This is a genomic window from Photorhabdus sp. RW14-46, from assembly GCF_963887965.1.
In the GTDB taxonomy this organism is placed as follows: Bacteria; Pseudomonadota; Gammaproteobacteria; order Enterobacterales; family Enterobacteriaceae; genus Photorhabdus; species Photorhabdus laumondii.
Map to the genome: position 1 here is coordinate 185,674 of NZ_CAWPHH010000002.1, position 20,117 is coordinate 205,790.

A 20,117-nucleotide genomic window follows, 5' to 3' on the forward strand; every position below is an offset into this window, starting at 1 on the left:
CAGGCGGACAGATTGTCCGCCTGATTTATTATGGCATCATGTTTTCGGTATTTTTTGTTAACCTGATCGACTCGCTTAACTCTAACAGTAAAAATTCGAGGATCTATCATGCGTAGGCTACTTGCCTCTTTATTAGCACTGTCCATAACAGGATGTTCAGTACAACAAGCAACATTTCCTGACGCTTCCCAGTTATCAGATATGAAGTACACAAAACTATCAACCGGAGAAAAAAAACATTTCTCTTCATCCGTAAAGTTATATACCAAAAGTGAAGAATTATTAGGTGTCTCATTTAAAGATTTAGGGATTGTTTCTGGTCAATCGTGTCGTAGTTCCTTACAGGATCCACCCGCGAATATCATCGTGGCTCGCAACCAGATGATGACCAAAGCAGCTTATTTGAATGCTAACGCTGTTTTATTGCATCAATGCGAAATATTATCAGGCCAAGGATGCTACCAGATAGCAATATGTGAAGGTTCAGCCTTGCTTATCACCCAATGACCGATTTCCATTTCACGCAGATAGGGGTTATCCACTCCCCTTATAAAGAAAAATTTGCCGTTCCCCGCCAACCCGGTCTTATTGAAGATGGTGGTGGGAAACTGGTACTTCTTCCTCCCTATAATCAACCGGATGCAGTTCGTGGTCTGGAACAATTTAGTCATCTGTGGGTTATTTTCATCTTCCATCAAACAATAGAAGGCGGCTGGAAGCCAATGGTGCGTCCTCCTCGTTTAGGTGGCAATGCAAAAATGGGCGTATTCGCAACCCGTTCGACTTTTCGGCCTAATCCAATTGGCATGTCTCTGATTGAACTTAAAGGAATCGAATACAGGAAAGGTCGAGTTATTCTGGAACTGGGTAGCCTGGATTTAGTTGATGGTACGCCGGTTATCGATATTAAGCCTTATCTGCCTTTCGCTGAATGTCAGCCACATGCAATGGCGGGTTTTGCGCAGCAAGCTCCTTCTACCGATATGGAAGTGGTATTTTCGCCTGCCGCTGAGCAACAGCTAATCTCAATTCAAAATATTTATCCGAATTTACGCCGTTTTATCAGTCAAGTTTTAGCCCAAGATCCTCGTCCAGCTTACCGGAGAAGAGAACAGGAAAATCGGGAATATGCTGCTCATTTACTGGATTTTAATGTGCGCTGGAAAATCTGTGGCACATTGACCGAAGTAGTCTCCATAGATCCCCATTAAAAATCAGCATATACCCTTTTGGCATCTTAAACTCACTGGTAGACTAAAGACTTATTTTCGTTTTTTTATTGGCTGGCAAATTTCTGCCAGTCAGAAGCAATTTGCTGCTCTAATGGAACCTAACAATGCGTACTAGCCAATATCTGCTCTCTACATTAAAAGAGACTCCTGCCGATGCGGAGGTTGTCAGCCATAAGCTGATGCTGCGTGCGGGCATGATCCGTAAGCTCGCTTCAGGTCTGTACAATTGGATGCCTACAGGTATCCGTGTACTCAAAAAAGTCGAAAAAATTGTTCGAGAAGAGATGAACAATACCGGAGCGATTGAAATATCTATGCCCGTCGTACAACCGGCAGATCTATGGCAAGAAAGTGGCCGCTGGGAACAATATGGTCCAGAGTTACTGCGTTTTGTTGACCGAGGTGATCGTCCTTTTGTACTAGGCCCAACTCATGAAGAGGTCATCACTGATCTGATCCGCAATGAAGTCAGCTCATATAAGCAGTTACCACTGACTCTATTCCAGATCCAGACTAAATTTCGCGATGAAGTTCGCCCTCGTTTTGGCGTGATGCGCTCCCGTGAATTCCTAATGAAAGATGCTTACTCTTTCCATGCTACCCAGACATCATTACAAGAAACTTACGACAACATGTACGAAGCCTACAGCAAAATTTTTACCCGTATAGGTTTGGATTTTCGTGCTGTTCTGGCTGATACCGGTTCCATCGGTGGTAGTGCTTCTCATGAATTTCAGGTTCTGGCAGCCAGTGGAGAAGATGATATCGTCTTCTCCACTGAATCCAACTACGCAGCCAATATTGAATTAGCCGAAGCTGTTGCCCCCGCTCATGATCGCGCAGTACCAACAGAAGAGATGCATCTGGTAGATACCCCAAACGCAAAAACAATTGCTGAACTGGTTGAGCAATTCAATCTACCAATTGAGAAAACAGTTAAAACCCTGATGGTTCACGCAGCAGAAGGAACAAGTCATAAATTGATCGCCTTACTGGTTCGCGGCGACCATGAACTTAATGAAATCAAGGCAGAGAAATTATCTTTAGTTGCCAGCCCACTGACTTTCGCTACCGAAGAAGAGATTCGCTCAATTGTTGGTGCAGGCCCGGGTTCATTGGGACCTGTCAATCTGCCAATACCTGCTATTATTGACCGCAGTGTGGCAGTGATGAGTGACTTTGGCGCAGGTGCCAATATCAATGACAAACACTATTTCGGTATTAACTGGGAGCGTGATCTACCAGTACCAGAGGTTGCTGATATCCGTAATGTTGTTGAAGGTGATGCCAGCCCGGATGGTAAAGGTACATTGCTCATCAAACGTGGTATTGAAGTGGGTCATATCTTCCAGCTTGGCACCAAATATTCTAATGCCATGAAAGCGACGGTTCAAGGCGAAGACGGCCACAATCAGATAGTCACTATGGGCTGTTATGGTATTGGCGTCACTCGTATTGTCGCCGCAGCGATTGAACAAAATCACGATGACCGCGGTATCATCTGGCCTGATGCAATTGCACCATTCCAAGTTGCTATTTTGCCAATGAATATGCACAAGTCATACCGTGTTAAAGAAGTTGCAGAGAAACTGTATGCCGATCTACACGCTAGCGGTATTGATGTTATTTTTGATGATCGCAAGGAACGCCCAGGCGTGATGTTTGCCGATATGGAGCTTATCGGTGTACCACACACTGTCGTTATTGGTGACCGTAATCTTGATAATGGCGAAGTAGAATATAAACATCGTCGCGATGATGAAAAACAGATGCTGAAACTAGACAATGTTGTTGATTACCTGAAGCAACAACTTGGTTGTTAATTAGGATTATTCAGTAACTTATTGAATAACTTGGTGATAATGGTCATATCGCAACAGAGCATTTTACGCTGCTTAGCCCATTATCACCATTCATACTGAAGCTAGAATTATTTCTTCATATTACAAGATTTCGATTTATCGAAATGGATTTTACCTGTCTGAATCAAGGCAGGATCAAATTGCCCATCTTCCATTGAAGGGCGGACGCTGTAATAGCCTTCAACTTCAACATAAACCGGCGCTCCACCTTCCACACCGACTTGGTGATAGCCTTGCTCCAAATCCAGACTTTCCGTTACAGCATACCGCTTACCCGTACTACAATCTGTAAACAAAGCAGCATCAGCCATATAACTGTATTCACCCGCCAATTTCTTCGGTTTTACCCGTTGCAGTTCATAATTGAATGATGATTCAATTTTATTGCCTTCAATATCCAGCATTACCAGGTTTTCACCTTTCGACAGATAATAAGATTTCTGGTCGTCTGATTTTGTCAGGCGAATTTTCTCTCCATCTTTCGCCCATAGACCGGATTCAAAGAACGACTGGTCACCATCACGAGCGCCAATATAAGTTTGTTCCAGAATATAAGTACCGTCATTATCCAATAACAGTGTGGTATCAATACCAGAACAATCAGCACAAGGAAGAGCACCATGAAAAGTCTGATCTACTGGCTGTGAACTCATTTGCTGTGCTGAGTTACCTTTACATCCCATCAAAGTAGATACGCCCACAGCAACTAACGCTGTCAAAAGTTTTTTATTCACATTTATCTCCACACAGTATAATGAGCTTTATAATTCTCATCTTATAAGTAACACAAGGAACATAGCGATTATTCAAGCTTAATAGCGTAAATACTGTCCTTCTTAAGGATGTTACTCAATAATAGCAAAATAACGTGGGCCGATTTTAATACTTCTGTCAGGAACTTGCTGTGAAATAAGACTTTTATTTACTTACTGTTCAGAATGAATAACCAAAGTTATTCATTAATCACGATTGATTTCCTGTGCTATAGTCATTAATAGTGCTTTTGAGTTACAATTTTTAACAACCACGGGCGGCAATAACCGCCACTAACCATAGTGGTGAGCGAATATGTCTATAAATACTGAATATCAACCAATTAACTGTGACGACTACGACAATCTTGAGTCAACTTGCCAACATCAGCTCCACCTCCACATAAAGTTGCGGGGTGGGGAAGTTATTGAAGGAAAAGCCTGTGATTTGGTTTTAAGAAAAAAAGTTGAATACTTGATCATTGAAACAGAAGGTAAACCTTGTGAATTGCGGTTAGATCATATTGCTAGTTTCAGTCACCCTAAGATTGGCACTATTATTATTGAACCCTCTGAATCTTGATAGAAAACAGCCGCCTTTGGCGGCTTAACTTTTTATTTTAACAGCGTTTTATGCCAGTTCATTGTTAACATCTTCCTTCCTTCTGCCGCTTCACTTTCCTTGGTGACAAAAACACCTAACGCCGCTATCAATTGTTCGTTGTAATAAAGCAATGGAATTCGCTCTCTAAGCCATGGAGCAACCCCAAGCTCTTGCCACAATTTTTTACTATGCCGGGAGTGTTGACGCCCCACAATACTTATCATTCCCTGGACACCAAAGCGAATAGTCACTCGTTCATTATCAGCCGGGGCCCTTACTTGAATACCGCGGTCAGCAATATTCAATTCTCCTAAGCGATCCGGTAATACCAAAGTATTGCAAATATCCCACTCAAGAATAGTCTCTCTCAAAGATTGCCATTGAGGAACCAACCAGAGTTTTTGCTTATAACGGCGTACATCATATTTACCAAATTGTAGCCGAGGCTCCGCATCAGTACGAGCCAGAGCCACCTCATACCAAAGCCGGTTAATCTGCTCTCGTGAAGGCATTTTCATCTCATGGTAACCAAACCAACGGCGTAACAAAGCATTTCGTTTAGCTTCTGAACATACAGCCAAAGACAAAATACCCAAAGCACCATCTTGGGTTATTAACTCTTTCAAAGACTCATTCAGTAACTCATCTAGAAGCTGCTCTTGTTCACCACATAAACTTGCACTACGAGCAGCAGCTTTAGGGAAATGCGACCAACGTTGATTTAGTAACGGCATGATATGTAAGCGCAGAAAATTTCTGTCATAACGATCATCTTGATTACTATCGTCTTCAATCCAATTCAGACGATGTTTACTGGCATACTTTTCCAATTCATTCCGGCTATAGTCAAGTAACGGACGTAACAATAATGTATCAGCAAATACAGCGATTGAAGGCATAGAAGCAAGACCTGCCGGACCACTACCTCGCTTTAATGCCAGTAAAAAAGTCTCCGCCTGATCATCAAGATGTTGAGCTGTTACCAAAACTTCATCTTTTTGTAATTCGCTCTTGAATACCTGATATCGAGCATCACGAGCAGCAGCCTCAATCCCCTTTTGACGAGCATCTATCGTTACTCTTGCAGAATGAAACTCCACTTGCCAGTCATCACAGATCAGCTGACAATGTTCAATCCACTGATCTGCTTTTAGGTTTAAACCGTGGTGAATATGTATTGCCCTTAGTTGAATTTTCTGATTATGTTGATTACGCCAATTAACCAACAAATGAAGCAAAACAGAGGAATCTAGCCCACCACTGAATCCAACCAAGATTTTCTTATATTCACCAAGCTGTTTAGCCAAGGTGACAAATAGTCTCTCATCAATGTTTGCCATTATAGATTCAAGAGTTCCTTAGCTTGCAATAATATGAATTCATTATTATACCCGTTATCTTTCAAGTTGCTTCTTTGTTGGCTGCTCTCGCTCACCCCGGTCACATAGTTATCTATGCTCCCGGGGATTCGCTCCCTTGCCGCCACGATGCATCTTGAAATCCAGAGGGTATATCTACTTTAGTAAGTTTAAAACCTCTGTCAGTCAGATAATGTTCTTCACTACTTTCATTAACAATATGAAATGATAAAAAGAAGCAGAAACAGTAAAGGATGGAAGTGGCTGAAATTTATCATTTCCAGTCAGTTACCATCCCTTATCCAAACAATTAATTCAAATATCAGCAATAACCATATTGCATCAAGCGCTGATATCGGCGGTTGACTAATTCTTCAGATGTCAAATGATCAAGCTCTGCCAGGTCAATCAACAACTGAGCTTTCAACGACGTGGATATTGCTTCATAGTCACGATGAGCACCACCTAATGGCTCTGAAATCACAGTATCGACCAACTCCAACTCTTTCAAACGAGGAGCAGTGATCCCCATAGCTTCTGCCGCCAAAGGTGCTTTTTCCGCGCTTTTCCACAAAATTGAGGCACAACCTTCTGGGGAGATAACAGAATAAGTACTATATTGCAGCATATTCACTTTATCACCAACACCAATCGCCAATGCACCACCAGAGCCACCTTCACCAATCACAGTACAAATAACAGGCACAGACAGGCGGGACATTTCACGCAAGTTGCGAGCTATCGCCTCAGATTGACCACGTTCTTCTGCACCAACCCCAGGATATGCACCAGGAGTATCAATGAAAGTAATAATTGGCAGTTTAAAACGCTCTGCCATTTCCATCAGGCGCAAAGCTTTACGATAACCTTCTGGCGCTGGCATACCGAAATTACGGCGAATTTTTTCTTTGGTTTCACGGCCTTTTTGGTGACCAATCACCATCACTGGACGTCCATCAATACGAGCCAGACCACCCACAATTGCTTTGTCATCAGCATAAGCACGATCACCAGCAAGCTCTTCAAAATCAGTAAAAATATGCTGAATATAGTCCAACGTATAAGGACGACGTGGGTGACGAGCAAGCTGAGCAATTTGCCAGGCACCTAAATCTGAAAAGATTTTGCGAGTCAATTCCAGACTTTTTTCCCGCAAACGTTGTACTTCTTCATCCAGATTTATATCTAATTTTTCACCTTGACGGCTAACTGCGGTTAGCGAATCAATTTTCGCTTCCAGCTCGGCAATCGGCTGTTCAAATTCAAGAAAATTCAGACTCATAACATTCCTAATTTTAGTCAAATTCTAATTCTACCTGCTCATTACCCAGCAGAGTTCGCAAATCTGTCAGAAGGTTATCCGTTGGCGTTACCCTCCACGTCGCGCCAAATCTTAAACGGGCGCGGGCGTCTTCCCTCTGGTAATAAAGATGAACCGGTATCGTTCCCGAACGATGTGGTTCCAATGCACTACGAAGACGGCTCAACAATTGATCATCAATTTGCCTGTCTGACAGCGAGATAGCAAGCCCACGCGCATATTTTTCACGCGCTTCACTAATATCCATTAATTCACGGGCTGTCATTTTAAGACCGCCATTGAAATCATCAAAGCTGACCTGACCTGTAGCGATTAATATCCGGTCTTGTTCTAGCAAATGCCGATATTTCTCCAAAGCATCGGAAAATAACATAACTTCTAGACGTCCTGAACGATCATCTAAAGTACAAATACCAATCCGGTTACCTCGTTTGGTTATAATCACTTTGGATGCCAGCACCAAACCTATCACAGTTGTTACTTGACCGCGTGGGGTTGGATTCACATCTTTTAACCGCAATCCACTAGTATAACGCTCAATTTCTTTTAAATAACGGGTGATAGGATGCCCAGTTAAATAGAGACCTAGCGTTTCCCGTTCACCATCAAGAACAATCTGTTCCGGCCATTGAGAAATATTGGCATAAGAGCGTTCCACTTCTTCTGGCGCTTCAGCTAATACACCAAACATATCAGTCTGACCAGTAGCTTCTGCTTTAGCATGTTGATCTGCCGCTTTTAGCGCATCTTCCAACGAAGACATCAGTGCTGCACGGTGCGGCCCTAAACGGTCAAATGCCCCTGACATGATCAGTTTTTCCATCACTCGGCGATTTAACTTCTTGGTGTCAACACGGGCACATAAATCAAACAGTTCTCTAAAATAACCATCTTTCTGACGAGCTTCGATGATCGCTTCAATCGGCCCTTCACCTACCCCTTTAATTGCGCCGATTCCATATACGATCTCCCCATCATCATTAACGTGGAAATGATACAAACCACTATTAATATCAGGTGGTAAGATTTTCAGCCCCATGCGCCAGCATTCATCAATCAACCCAACGACTTTTTCTGTATTATCCATATCCGCAGTCATTACCGCAGCCATGAATTCAGCCGGGTAATGCGCTTTCAACCATAAAGTCTGATAAGAAACCAAGGCATACGCAGCAGAATGAGATTTATTAAATCCATAACCGGCAAACTTCTCTACCAGGTCAAAGATTTTCATTGCCAGTTCGCCATTAATACCCAGTTTCTTTGCACCGTCTTCAAAAACAGAACGCTGCTTAGCCATCTCCTCCGGCTTTTTCTTACCCATCGCCCGTCGGAGCATATCTGCACCACCGAGAGTATATCCCGCCAGCACCTGAGCAATCTGCATCACTTGTTCTTGATAAAGGATGATGCCGTAAGTTGGCTCCAACACAGGCTGTAGAGATTCGTGCTGCCACTGTATATCTGGGTATGAGAGCTCTTCCCGGCCATGTTTGCGGTCAATGAAGTTATCCACCATGCCTGACTGCAAGGGACCTGGACGGAATAAAGCGACAAGCGCGATCATATCTTCGAAGCAATCGGGACGCAGACGTTTAATCAGATCCTTCATACCACGGGATTCCAGCTGAAATACTGCTGTTGTTTCAGCGCGTTGCAACATATCAAAGCTTTTAGCATCGTTCAGCGGAATCGCTGCAATATCAATCGGCTCTAGACCTTTCTTCGTTCTACGCGCGTTGATCATCTCCAATGCCCAGTTGATAATGGTCAGTGTTCTCAGCCCGAGGAAGTCAAATTTCACCAACCCTGCATATTCCACATCATTTTTATCAAACTGAGTAACCGGGTTCAAACCTTCCGGGTCACAATAGAGAGGCGAAAAATCGGTGATCTTAGTTGGGGCGATAACCACCCCACCCGCATGTTTCCCTGCATTACGAGTGACACCTTCCAATTTACGCGCCATATCTATCAGTGCTTTAACTTCCTCATCCGCTTCATAGATTTCAGGAAGTTGTGGCTCAGCGGCAAATGCTTTCTCCAACGTCATACCGGGATCAAGCGGTATCAATTTGGAAATCCTATCAACAAATCCGTATGGATGCCCTAGCACGCGGCCAACATCCCGAATTACTGCTTTCGCTGCCATTGTACCGAATGTAATGATCTGAGATACGGCATTACGACCATACATATCAGCCACATGATCAATCACTAGATCGCGTTTTTCCATACAAAAATCGACGTCAAAATCGGGCATGGAAACACGTTCAGGGTTAAGGAATCGTTCAAAGAGCAGATCAAATTCCAAAGGATCGAGATCGGTTATTTTTAGGGCATAAGCCACCAGAGAACCTGCTCCCGAACCACGTCCCGGACCAACAGGAACACCGTTGTCTTTCGACCACTGAATGAATTCCATCACGATCAGGAAGTAGCCCGGGAATCCCATTTGGTTGATAACCCGAAGTTCAATATCGAGTCTCTCATCATATTCAGGACGTTTTTCTGCGCGTACTTTAGGATCCGGGTAGAGAAATGCTAAACGTTCTTCCAACCCTTGTTGAGATCTATTTATCAGATAATCTTCGGTACTCATTTCTCCCGTAGGGAATTGCGGCAGGAAATATTCACCAAGGCGAATAGTGACATTACAGCGCTTAGCAATTTCTACACTGTTTTCCAGCGCTTCAGGAATATCAGCGAATAGCTCACACATTTCCTGCTCACTACGCAGATATTGCTGAGGGCTGTAATTTTTCGGACGTTTAGGATCAGCCAAGGTATAGCCATCATGAATCGCTACGCGAATCTCATGAGCATCGAAATCTTCGCCATCAATGAAACAAACGTCATTAGTTGCAACAACAGGCAGGCTTTTTTCCGTTGCCAATGCCACCGCCGCATGAAGATAACTTTCTTCATCTGCACGGCCAGTACGGATCAGCTCCAAATAATAACAGCCGGGAAAATGTTCCTGATAAAACTCAAGGCATTGGTCCACCATAGCCTGATTACCACGCAACAAGAACTTACCCACATCCCCCATACGACCACCGGAGAGCAGAATTAGCCCTTCTTTATAGTTTATCAGCCATTCCTGTTTAATTGTCGGACCAATCGCACCATATCCCTTCTGATAAGCCTCTGATATCAGCAATGTCAGGTTATGGTAACCCGTATTATTGCGCGCAAGAATGGTCAGGCTAGCGTGCTCATCACCAAGCAGTTCATTTTCTACATAAAAATCAGCACCAATAATCGGTTTTATTCCTGCTCCATGAGCACTGCCGTAAAATCTCACCAGCCCACACAAATTAGTAAAATCAGTGATCGCAAAAGCCGGCATACCTAATTGCGCAACCTTTTTCACTAAAGGGCTGGTTTTGGCTAAGCCATCAATCATTGAATAGTCGCTGTGAACACGTAAGTGCACAAAACGGGGTTCGGCCATATATTTATCCAGATGATATTAATTTGAAGAATAGCTGTATTCAGTTAACAAGTTTATTTAAGGCCAATTGCTCTCTTAACCGGCGCAAAACTTTTACGATGATGTTCTGTCGCTCCCAACTGAACCAACTTTTCTAAATGAAATGCCGTCGGGTAGCCTTTATGCTTAGCAAATCCATATTCAGGAAACAGCTGATCAAGTTCAGCCATTTCCCGATCTCTGGTAACTTTCGCCACAATAGAAGCGGCACTGATTTCAGCAACCAGTCCATCGCCTTTTATCACCGCTTGTGCCGGCATAGGTAATTTAGGGCAACGGTTACCATCAATCAGCACATATTCAGGAGAAATAGGCAAATTAGCCACAGCCCTTTGCATCGCAAGCATAGTTGCATGCAGGATATTCAATTGGTCAATTTCTGCCGGTTCTGCACGCCCCAAACTCCAGCACAATGCTTTTTCTGTAATTTCCAGATACAGTGCCTCGCGGCGTTTTTCACTAAGTTTTTTAGAATCAGCCAAACCAACTATCGGCTGCAATGGATCTAAAATAACAGCCGCAGTCACAACTGCACCCACTAACGGACCTCGACCAACTTCATCAACTCCAGCAATCAGACTTGCCTGAGGATATATAAATTCCATTATTTCCCTGCCAATTCCAACACGGCTTGTGCTGCCTGTTCGTCAGCATTACAACGAATGCTTTTATGCAAATGTAAAAATGTCTGTTTCAATGCTCCAACTTTTTCACTGCCTTGTAGTAACGGCAACAACTCATCTGCAAGTTTTTGCGGCTGACATTTTTCCTGCAATAATTCTTTAACTAACTCTTCACCGGATAATAAGTTAGGCAATGAAACATAAGGTGTTTTTACCAGGCGTTTTGCCAGCCAAAAAGTCAATGGCTTCATCCGATAACCAACTACCATTGGACATTTTGCCAGCATACATTCCAGAGCAGCAGTACCAGAGGCCAAAAGTGCGGCATCACTTGCGATCATAATTTCTCTCGCTTTGCCATCGACAAGATGAACATTCAGCTCTGGCGCAACTTCTTGCTTAATGCGCTCAAATTGTTCACGCCGTTTAGCATTCACCAACGGCACAAATACATGCAGATCAGGTATGTTTCGCTTCAATAACTGAGCAGTTTTAAGAAAATCCGCACTCAGCATCTCAACCTCAGAATGGCGACTCCCCGGCAATAAAGCCAAGCAAACAGACTCTGGCAGAATACCTAATAGCTCACGTGCCGTCGCTTTATTGGGTTGCAATGGCATAGCATCCGCCATGGTATGTCCAATAAACCGGCACGGAACATTAAATTTATCGTAAAACGCTTTTTCAAAAGGTAAGAAAGCCAGAACCATATCTGTGGCTTTACCAATTTTGAAAACGCGTTTCTGACGCCAAGCCCATACCGACGGACTAACATAATGAATGGTGCGGATGCCTTGCTGTTTTAACCGACCTTCTAATGTAATATTGAAATCCGGCGCATCGATGCCCACAAACACATCAGGCTTTAGTTCCGTGAAACGGGTTGTCAGATCCTTACGTATTTTCAACAAACGAGGCAAACGTCCGAGAACTTCGACAATCCCCATTACTGCTAGCTCTTCCATCTCATACCAAGCTTCACAACCTTCAGTCTGCATAAGAGGGCCTGCTACACCAACAAAACGGGCATTAGGTACTTTAGCTTTTAATGCACGAATTAAACCTGCTCCAAGGATATCACCGGAAGTTTCTCCGGCGATTAATCCAATAGTCAACGGACGCAGACTATCAATAGAAGAAATGGTAGCCAAAGGAGTATCCTTCATCTACTTAACGGACGATGCCGCGGGTAGAATTTGCCAGAAAATCGCTGAAAATTTTTACATGCTGATTATTTTCAGCCAGCTCAGCAATTTCTTGTTGTGCTTCTTCTAACGTTTTTCCATTACGATACAAAATCTTGTACGCATTTCTAATTACATTCAATGAATCTTTATCAAAACCACGGCGTTTCAAGCCTTCGACATTAGTGCCAAAAGGTGTTGCATGATTCCCCTGAGCAATAACGTATGGCGGAATATCCTGTACCACACCGGAACACCCGCCCACCATAGCATGAGAGCCAATCTGACAAAACTGATGAATCGCACTCATACCACCAATGATGACATAATCACCCAAGATAACATGCCCCCCCAAAGTACCATTATTAGCAATGACACAACGGTCACCGACAATACAGTCATGAGCAATATGGGCATTAACCATCAACAAATTATCATTACCGATTTTCGTTACACCGCCACCCTGCACAGTGCCACGATGAATGGTGACACTTTCGCGGATACGGTTACGATCACCAATTTCAACTCGGGTTGGTTCACCGTGATATTTCAGGTCCTGATTCATTTCACCAATAGAAGCAAACTGAAAAATCTGATTATCACGGCCGATTTTGGTTATTCCATTGACAACAACATGAGACTTCAGCTCTGTACCTTCGCCAATTTCAACCTGAGAGCCAATACAACAAAACGGCCCAATACGAACATTGGCACCAATAACCGCACCATCTTCTACAATAGCGCTGGGATGTATATAAGCGGTTTCATCAATCATGGACTAAACCTCACGACGGCGAGCACACATCATTTCTGCTTCGCAAGCTATTTCTCCATCGACTTTCGCTACGCCTCTACAACGCGCAACCCCTCGACGCTCCTTAATAAATTCTACTTCTAATATCATTTGATCCCCAGGCACTACCGGGCGTTTAAAGCGGGCACCATCGATAGCGGCAAAATAATAGAGCTCATTTGGCTCTAGCTTGCCCACACTCCTAAATGCCAGGATTCCGGTGGCCTGTGCCATAGCTTCAAGGATCAGAACACCTGGGAAAATAGGTTTGCCGGGAAAATGCCCCTGAAAGAAGGGTTCGTTAAAAGATACGTTTTTTACTGCACGTAAGAATTTACCTTCCTCAAAATCAAGCACGCGATCCACTAATAAAAACGGATAACGATGTGGAAGTAGATCTAAAATTTCTTCAATGTGCAGAGTATGATTATCACTCATCTAAATACTCTTCCTGTCAAAAGGACTAATTGTATTAACGACACGGCCCGCTTAAACCCCAAATCCAGAGTTCCCAGGCAGGCCGCAAAATAAGACACAACCAAAAATATAGTGCAATTAAATATAGTACAATTAAATATAGTGCAATTACTCGTTTTCGTCTTCCAGCTTACTCTCCATTGACTTAAGACGTTTATTCATTTCATTGATATTCATGACTAAAGCTGCCGTCTTACGCCAAACTTTATTTGGTTGTGCTGGAATCCCAGAGGAGTATACACCAGGTTCAGTGATAGGCCGCATCACCATACTCATCCCCGTGACTGTTACCTTATCACAGATTTCCATATGCCCATTAATGACACTGGCACCACCAATCATACAGTAACAACCAATTTTCAGACTACCGGCCATGATCACACCGCCAGCAACCGCCGTATTGTCACCAATGATAACATTATGCGCAATCTGACACTGGTTATCGATAATGACGCCATTGCCAATAATGGTATTATCTAAAGCTCCTCGATCGATAGTTGTACAGGCACCAATCTCAACTCGGTCACCAATAATGACTGAACCTAATTGAGGGATTTTAACCCACTTGCCACGATCATTCGCATAGCCAAAACCATCAGACCCAATCACTGCTCCTGACTGGATCAAACACTGTTCACCCATTTCAACATTATGATAAACAGAGACATTCGCCCAAAGACGGCTTCCTGCTCCAATACGCGTATTTTTACCAATAAAGCAGCCTGCACCGATAACAACATTGTCGCCAAGAACAACGCCAGATTCGATAACCGCATTGGCTCCGACAGCAACGTTTTTACCCAAAGTTGCCTGAGGTGAAATCACCGCAGAAGAGTGAATATCCTGTGCGGGAATCGGTGTTGTATCCATAATCTGAGCCATATAGGCATATGCCAGATAAGGATTGGCGACAACCAACGCTGGAATATTGCAATAAGGAAGATCTGACGCCTGAAGAACGACAGCGGCAGCCTGACATTCACCCAAACGTTCACGATAACGACTGTCAGACAAAAAAGTGATCTGTTCGCCATTGGCCGAATGCATTGGTGCAATACTGGTGATAACAATATCGCCATCACCATGTAATTGTGCATTCAACTGCTGAGCTAAATCAGCCAATCGAATTGAAGACATTTGTTATTTAACCTGTTTCAATACACTTGTAGTAATATTTTTGCCAGATACTGAATAAGCAACAGCATTCGCATCAATAACGACATCATAGCCTTCTTTGCCAGCAACCACTTTGATTGCGTCCTGAATACGACTTAGAATTTTGTTGCGTTCTTCCATCTCGCGACGACGATGATCTTGTTCAAAAGCTTGGGCTTTTTTGGCAAATTCTTCACGCTTAGCCATCACCTCTTTTTCCAGATTAGTACGTTCACTGGATTTCATAGTGGAGCCATCACGCTGTAATTTCTGGATCTTGGACTGCAAGTCAGTTTCCATCCGTTGCAATTCAGATGCGCGGTTTTTAAACTCATTTTCCAACTGCTTCACAACAGCTTCGCGGGCTGGCAGCTGCTGGAAAATCTCACCAACATTTACAACGGCAATTTTGTCTGCTGCCTGAGCACCAACAGAGAAAGCTAATGCAATACCAAAGCTTGCTGCACACAACAATTTTTTCACTATAAACTCCTTAAACCACGCTATCTGTAACCTATTGGAAAACTTAGTTAATGCTCTGAAACCTACGATTTCAGAGCTTGCTCTATCAATAATAAGATAAAAACGCATTATCACCAGGTTTTGCCAATATTAAATTGGAATTGCTCTGATCTATCACCTTCGTAATCTTTGATCGGCTTAGCATAAGAGAACACCAGTGGACCTAAAGGAGACACCCATTGCAATGCAATACCCGCTGAAACGCGGATATTACCTGGTTTACCGTAATCAGGTATACCACTGCCTTTCATCGCAGCAGAATCATTCCAATAAGTATCCCAAACCGTACCTGAATCAATAAAGAATGAAGTTCGGACAGAATTCGAATACTTACTATCAAGGAATGGCGTCGGAGTAATCAACTCAAGGCTGGCTACCGCCATTGCGTTCCCCCCCACGGCATCGCGAGATGGGCTATCTTTCTTAGGGTCATCTTTTCCATTCATATAAATCGCTTTAGGGCCGATATTGTTAGAACGGAAACCACGAACCGTACTGGAGCCACCTGCATAAAAGTTTTCATAGAATGGTAACTCTTTACCACCTAATCCATCACCATAACCTAAACGGCTGCGCCCCAAAATCACCCAAGTACGATCGTCATTAATCGGATAATACGCAGAGGTATCAAAAGTTACTTTATAGAATTCGTTATCCGAACCAGGAATAGTCACTTTACCATTCAGCGTCGATTTCACACCGGATGTTGGGAAGAAGCCACGGTCAAGGTTGTTATATGTCCAACCTACATTCAAAGCAAAGTCATCTGCTTTGAACTCAGCTTTACTTTTATAATCTGGTTTCTCTCCCATGGAATTCAAATAACGCCACATTGCAGCCTGCGGAAGCATATCAGACAGCGAGTTATGAACATAATTTAATCCAAAACGCAGAGAGTTATTTTCATTAATCGGAAAACCGAGGAAACCATCTATACCGTAGCTTTGGTTAGTATAGCCGGATAATTCAGCATCATCAGCCCTGAAATCGTTGTAGAATACCCGACCACCAAGGCTCACACCATTAACCGTGAAGTACGGATCAGTGAAGGAGAGCTCTGCATAGGTTGAATAATCGTTCTTACTGGCATTAACCCCCACAGAATTACCTGTACCCAACCAGTTATCCTGCTGAGCACCAATCTGGAAACTAACGCCACTTTCTGTACCAAAACCAACACCAAAGTTCAAAGAGCCGGTATTACGCTCTTTAACTTTATAAACAACATCTACCTGATCAGGGCTGCCTGGTACACGCTGAGTTTCAACATCTACCGTTTCGAAATAACCCAAACGGTTAAGGCGCTCTTTACCCAGTTCAATCAGATCACTTCCTAACCATGCTCTTTCCATCTGACGCATTTCACGACGCAGAACAGAATCTTTAGTGGTGTCATTACCAGAGAAACGAATTTTACGAACATAGAAACGGTTACCTGCATCAATATTGACATGCAGTTTTACTGTCTTGCCTTGATCATTGATTTCAGGTTGCGTCATCACTCGTGGGTAAGCATAACCATAGCGACCAAGCAAGTTCTTGATGTCATTTTCCATTTTAGTCACCTGAGTCCCGTTATACAGAGATCCAGGCTCAATGGCAGCCAGTTTAGTAATTTCTGACTGATAACCCGCCATATTACCGTTCAGGTCAATACCTGATATTTTGTATTGATCACCTTCAGTTATATTTATCGTGACATAAATACCTTTTTTATCTGGCGTCAAACTGACTTGAGTCGAATCAATGTTAAAACGGGCATAACCGCGATCAAGGTAAAAACTGCGCAATGCTTCAAGGTCACCAGTCAGTTTTTGTTTCTGATATTTCTGATCGGCAGTCAAATTCCACCACGGCACATCATCTCTAAGTTGGAAACGATTCAATAACTCATCAGAAGAAAATGATTTATTACCAACAATGTTAATTTGCTGGATTTTTGCCGAGACACCTTCAGCGAAAACCAGTTTTAAATCGACACGGTTACGTGGAAGTGGCGTAACAACCGCTTTTACACTGGCGTTGTATTTACCCACACTGTAATAGAAATCCTCCAACCCTCTTTCGATATTGGACAGCATCGTGCGGTCAAGGGCTTCGCCGATCCGAACATGAGATGCCTCAAGGTTTTGTTTCAACATGTCATCTTTCACCGATTTATTGCCGGAGAAAGTGATGCTGGCAATAGTCGGCCGTTCTTTTACTTGAACAATAAGTGTATTGCTATCACGCAGGACACGAACGTCTTCAAAGTTACCAGTAGCAAATAGTGCATGAATGGTACGACCGATATCTTCATCGCTGACCGTATCACCTACGCGAACTGGCATATTCAGTAATGCTGCACCTACGGCGACGCGTTGAAGACCCTCAAAGTGAATGTCCTGAACTACGAATCCGTCTGCACCGTATGCAGTGGCGCTGCCAAACAGCAGCGACGCTATGAGTAACTTTTTCATCGCCATCGTTGTAATGCGTCTTCCTAACTAGTCTTCCGCTTTAAAAACGGGAGAAATCATTGAAAAGTGCAAGCCCCATCAATAACACCAGTACTATGGCACCGATGCGATAGCTGAAGTCTTGTACACGCTCGGAAACTGGCCCACCTTTTATCTTTTCGATAAACAAGAAGAGCAAGTGTCCACCATCTAACACAGGTAATGGGATCAAATTAATAACCCCAAGATTGACACTTATTAGCGCCAAAAACATCAAATAATACACCAAGCCGGAATCAGCCGACACCCCTGCCCCTTTAGCGATAGAGATAGGCCCACTCAGGTTGTTAATTTTCACATCACCAACGATCAGCTTACCAATCATACTGACAGTTAATCGCATCAGTTGCCAAGTCTTCTCTCCTGCCTGATACATGGCAGAGAAAGGCCCGTATTGCTGAACGATTCTGTATTCATCGGCTAATGGCACAACTCGCAGTTCCACACCGGCAAAACCAACTTTCCTGCCACCAGACTGTTGTCTTGCTTCCGGCGTCATAGAGAGAAAAATAATATGACCAGCCCGATCCACGGAAAGTTCCAGCGGGACATTTGGATTATTGCTGACAAAGGATGTAAAAGTATGCCAAACATCTATTTCCTGGTCACCGACTTTAACTATCCTATCCCCCTTTTGCAAACCCGCTTTTTCTGCTGCGGAGCCAGGGATAACTTTTTCCACCAGAGAATCCAAACGAGGACCGACGGGCATAATTCCTAATGACAACACAGGATCCTGTTTATCCGGATCAAAGCTCCATTGCTGCAAATCCAGAGTTTTCTCCACCGAATATGATGAGCCTGGAGAAATAACCTGAACAGTCATGTTATCGTCACCTATCTTACCTACCAGAGCAAAACGAACTGAATTCCAATCAGGCGTTTCGATACCATCTACGGATTTTAGTTCCATTCCCGATGAAATATTTGCTTGCGCAGCGATAGAATCTGGTTTGATATCCGCAACAACAGGACGTATTGCTGGCACACCAATAATAAACACCAACCAATAAACCACAGCCGCCAATAAAAAGTTAGCAATTGGCCCGGCACTGACCACCGCAGCACGCTGACCAAGTGTTTTATTATTAAATGCCATATGACGGTGTTCAGGAGAAACAGGTGAAACACGCTCATCAAGCATTTTCACATATCCCCCCAGTGGAATAAGGGCTATAACATATTCAGTTCCTTGATGATCTGTACGCCGCCATAGAGCTTTACCAAAACCAATGGAGAAACGTTCAACGTGAATACCACACTTTCTGGCCACCCAAAAATGGCCAAACTCATGCACAGTGATCAATATCCCTAGCGCAATAATAAAAGCCGCCAGATTCCAGAGAATTCCCATCATATTCTTCAAACGCCGTCAAACATAGAGATCAAAATACCAGCAACATTAGGCCAGTAAAAACAGGTATCGCAGCCGTCAGGCTATCAATACGATCCATAACACCGCCATGTCCCGGAATTAGCTGGCTGCTATCCTTAATACCCGATTCACGTTTGAACATACTCTCAGTCAAATCACCAAATACAGAAGCGATAACAACAATAGCAGAGCACAACATGAGTTTTTCAGGCATTGCAGGTACTGGAGCATATTTTCCAAACAACCATGAAATAATGGCCGCTGTCATTACCCCCCCCATTAATCCTTCCAACGTTTTTCCTGGAGAAACTTTCGGTGCCATTTTACGTTTACCTAAAGTACGTCCGAAGAGATAAGCACCGGAATCCGCTCCCCACACTAGCAACATGACATACAGCAACCACCATGCACCATAATATGAATTATCATCATATCCCTGAGTCCGTAACACCATCATTCCACAATAAAATGGCACTAATGTCAGGACACCAAACAAAAGGCGCAATAAAATGGATCTCTTCCAAATTACAGCGGAAGAAGGATAGGTAACAACCAGAAGCGTCGCGACAATCCACCAAATCATTCCCCCCCATAGGATAAAAGTGATTTGTGGTTGTCCAATCAAATCAGTGAAATCTGGCAGAGTATATTGTAAGGCCAATAAACCAATAGCAAACAGAACTGCCAAAATAGCTCGTTTCTTTTGGTTAAATAAGCCAGCAAATTGCCCCCATTCCCATGCAGCAAGGGCTGAAACAACAATAATCACCAGCCCAAACGCTACTGGTGGCAGCAAAAACAGGGCGGCAATCACAAGAGGGATTAATATAACAGCCGTTATAAGGCGGTACTTCAGCAAGAGTTC

Annotated in this window: 17 protein-coding genes; 4 read left to right on the top strand and 13 right to left on the bottom strand. The window is 43.4% G+C overall.

The genetic code is table 11. The features are described 5' to 3' along the window. Nucleotides 1-108 precede the first annotated feature (108 nt). From rcsF to proS, 3 genes are all read left to right on the top strand, one after another. Nucleotides 109-507, top strand: coding sequence for an Rcs stress response system protein RcsF (gene rcsF, locus AACQ38_RS02640; protein ID WP_011145070.1), 399 nt, complete (start codon nt 109-111; stop codon nt 505-507). Then, nucleotides 504-1,211 carry a tRNA (N6-threonylcarbamoyladenosine(37)-N6)-methyltransferase TrmO gene (gene tsaA, locus AACQ38_RS02645; RefSeq protein WP_165577349.1) on the top strand — a complete coding sequence of 236 codons (708 nt, stop codon included), beginning with the start codon at nt 504-506 and terminating at the stop codon, nt 1,209-1,211. Before rcsF ends, tsaA begins: the two co-directional genes overlap by 4 nt. A 125-nt stretch (nt 1,212-1,336) precedes the next feature. Continuing rightward, entirely contained in the window at nt 1,337-3,055 is a 1,719-nt protein-coding gene (gene proS / locus AACQ38_RS02650) for a proline--tRNA ligase (RefSeq protein WP_165577350.1), read from the top strand. A gap of 107 nt (nt 3,056-3,162) precedes the next feature. Here the strand turns inward: proS and nlpE are convergent, their stop codons facing one another. Beyond that, a complete protein-coding gene (nlpE, locus tag AACQ38_RS02655) occupies nt 3,163-3,828 on the bottom strand; it encodes an envelope stress response activation lipoprotein NlpE (RefSeq protein WP_165577351.1) in 666 nt (221 codons plus the stop codon). Nucleotides 3,829-4,162: 334 nt separating this feature from the next. On the opposite strand from nlpE, the gene rof reads away from it, so the two are divergent. After that, on the top strand, nt 4,163-4,429 hold the full coding sequence (rof, locus tag AACQ38_RS02660; protein WP_011145066.1) for a Rho-binding antiterminator: 267 nt from the start codon (nt 4,163-4,165) through the stop codon (nt 4,427-4,429). A gap of 32 nt (nt 4,430-4,461) precedes the next feature. On the opposite strand, the gene tilS is transcribed toward rof, so the two are convergent. From tilS to cdsA, 12 genes are all read right to left on the bottom strand, one after another. Then, nucleotides 4,462-5,790, bottom strand: a complete 1,329-nt coding sequence (tilS, locus tag AACQ38_RS02665) for a tRNA lysidine(34) synthetase TilS (protein ID WP_165577352.1) — start codon at nt 5,788-5,790, stop codon at nt 4,462-4,464. 340 nt (nt 5,791-6,130) lie between these two features. Beyond that, on the bottom strand, nt 6,131-7,090 hold the full coding sequence (gene accA, locus AACQ38_RS02670) for an acetyl-CoA carboxylase carboxyl transferase subunit alpha (RefSeq protein ID WP_011145064.1): 960 nt from the start codon (nt 7,088-7,090) through the stop codon (nt 6,131-6,133). A gap of 13 nt (nt 7,091-7,103) precedes the next feature. After that, a complete protein-coding gene (gene dnaE, locus AACQ38_RS02675; RefSeq protein WP_165577353.1) occupies nt 7,104-10,586 on the bottom strand; it encodes a DNA polymerase III subunit alpha in 3,483 nt (1,160 codons plus the stop codon). 53 nt (nt 10,587-10,639) lie between these two features. Continuing rightward, a complete protein-coding gene (rnhB, locus tag AACQ38_RS02680; RefSeq protein WP_011145062.1) occupies nt 10,640-11,230 on the bottom strand; it encodes a ribonuclease HII in 591 nt (196 codons plus the stop codon). Beyond that, nucleotides 11,230-12,414: a lipid-A-disaccharide synthase gene (gene lpxB / locus AACQ38_RS02685; protein ID WP_165577354.1), complete on the bottom strand. Its 1,185-nt coding sequence runs from the start codon at nt 12,412-12,414 to the stop codon at nt 11,230-11,232. Before lpxB ends, rnhB begins: the two co-directional genes overlap by 1 nt. A 4-nt stretch (nt 12,415-12,418) precedes the next feature. Continuing rightward, on the bottom strand, nt 12,419-13,207 hold the full coding sequence (gene lpxA, locus AACQ38_RS02690; RefSeq protein ID WP_011145060.1) for an acyl-ACP--UDP-N-acetylglucosamine O-acyltransferase: 789 nt from the start codon (nt 13,205-13,207) through the stop codon (nt 12,419-12,421). Between the two features lie 3 nt (nt 13,208-13,210). Then, the gene (gene fabZ, locus AACQ38_RS02695; protein ID WP_011145059.1) at nt 13,211-13,663 is read right to left on the bottom strand and encodes a 3-hydroxyacyl-ACP dehydratase FabZ; all 453 of its coding nucleotides are present in this window, start codon (nt 13,661-13,663) and stop codon (nt 13,211-13,213) included. Between the two features lie 147 nt (nt 13,664-13,810). Further along, nucleotides 13,811-14,839 carry a UDP-3-O-(3-hydroxymyristoyl)glucosamine N-acyltransferase gene (gene lpxD, locus AACQ38_RS02700; RefSeq protein ID WP_011145058.1) on the bottom strand — a complete coding sequence of 343 codons (1,029 nt, stop codon included), beginning with the start codon at nt 14,837-14,839 and terminating at the stop codon, nt 13,811-13,813. A 3-nt stretch (nt 14,840-14,842) separates the two neighbouring features. Further along, nucleotides 14,843-15,340, bottom strand: a complete 498-nt coding sequence (gene skp / locus AACQ38_RS02705) for a molecular chaperone Skp (RefSeq protein WP_011145057.1) — start codon at nt 15,338-15,340, stop codon at nt 14,843-14,845. 110 nt (nt 15,341-15,450) lie between these two features. Then, complete coding sequence (gene bamA, locus AACQ38_RS02710; protein WP_011145056.1) at nt 15,451-17,844, bottom strand: outer membrane protein assembly factor BamA; 2,394 nt, start codon at nt 17,842-17,844, stop codon at nt 15,451-15,453. Nucleotides 17,845-17,878: 34 nt separating this feature from the next. Beyond that, the gene (rseP, locus tag AACQ38_RS02715) at nt 17,879-19,234 is read right to left on the bottom strand and encodes a sigma E protease regulator RseP (protein ID WP_207631769.1); all 1,356 of its coding nucleotides are present in this window, start codon (nt 19,232-19,234) and stop codon (nt 17,879-17,881) included. A 28-nt stretch (nt 19,235-19,262) separates the two neighbouring features. Then, complete coding sequence (gene cdsA, locus AACQ38_RS02720) at nt 19,263-20,111, bottom strand: phosphatidate cytidylyltransferase (RefSeq protein ID WP_165577355.1); 849 nt, start codon at nt 20,109-20,111, stop codon at nt 19,263-19,265. Between the last annotated feature and the right edge of the window lie 6 nt (nt 20,112-20,117).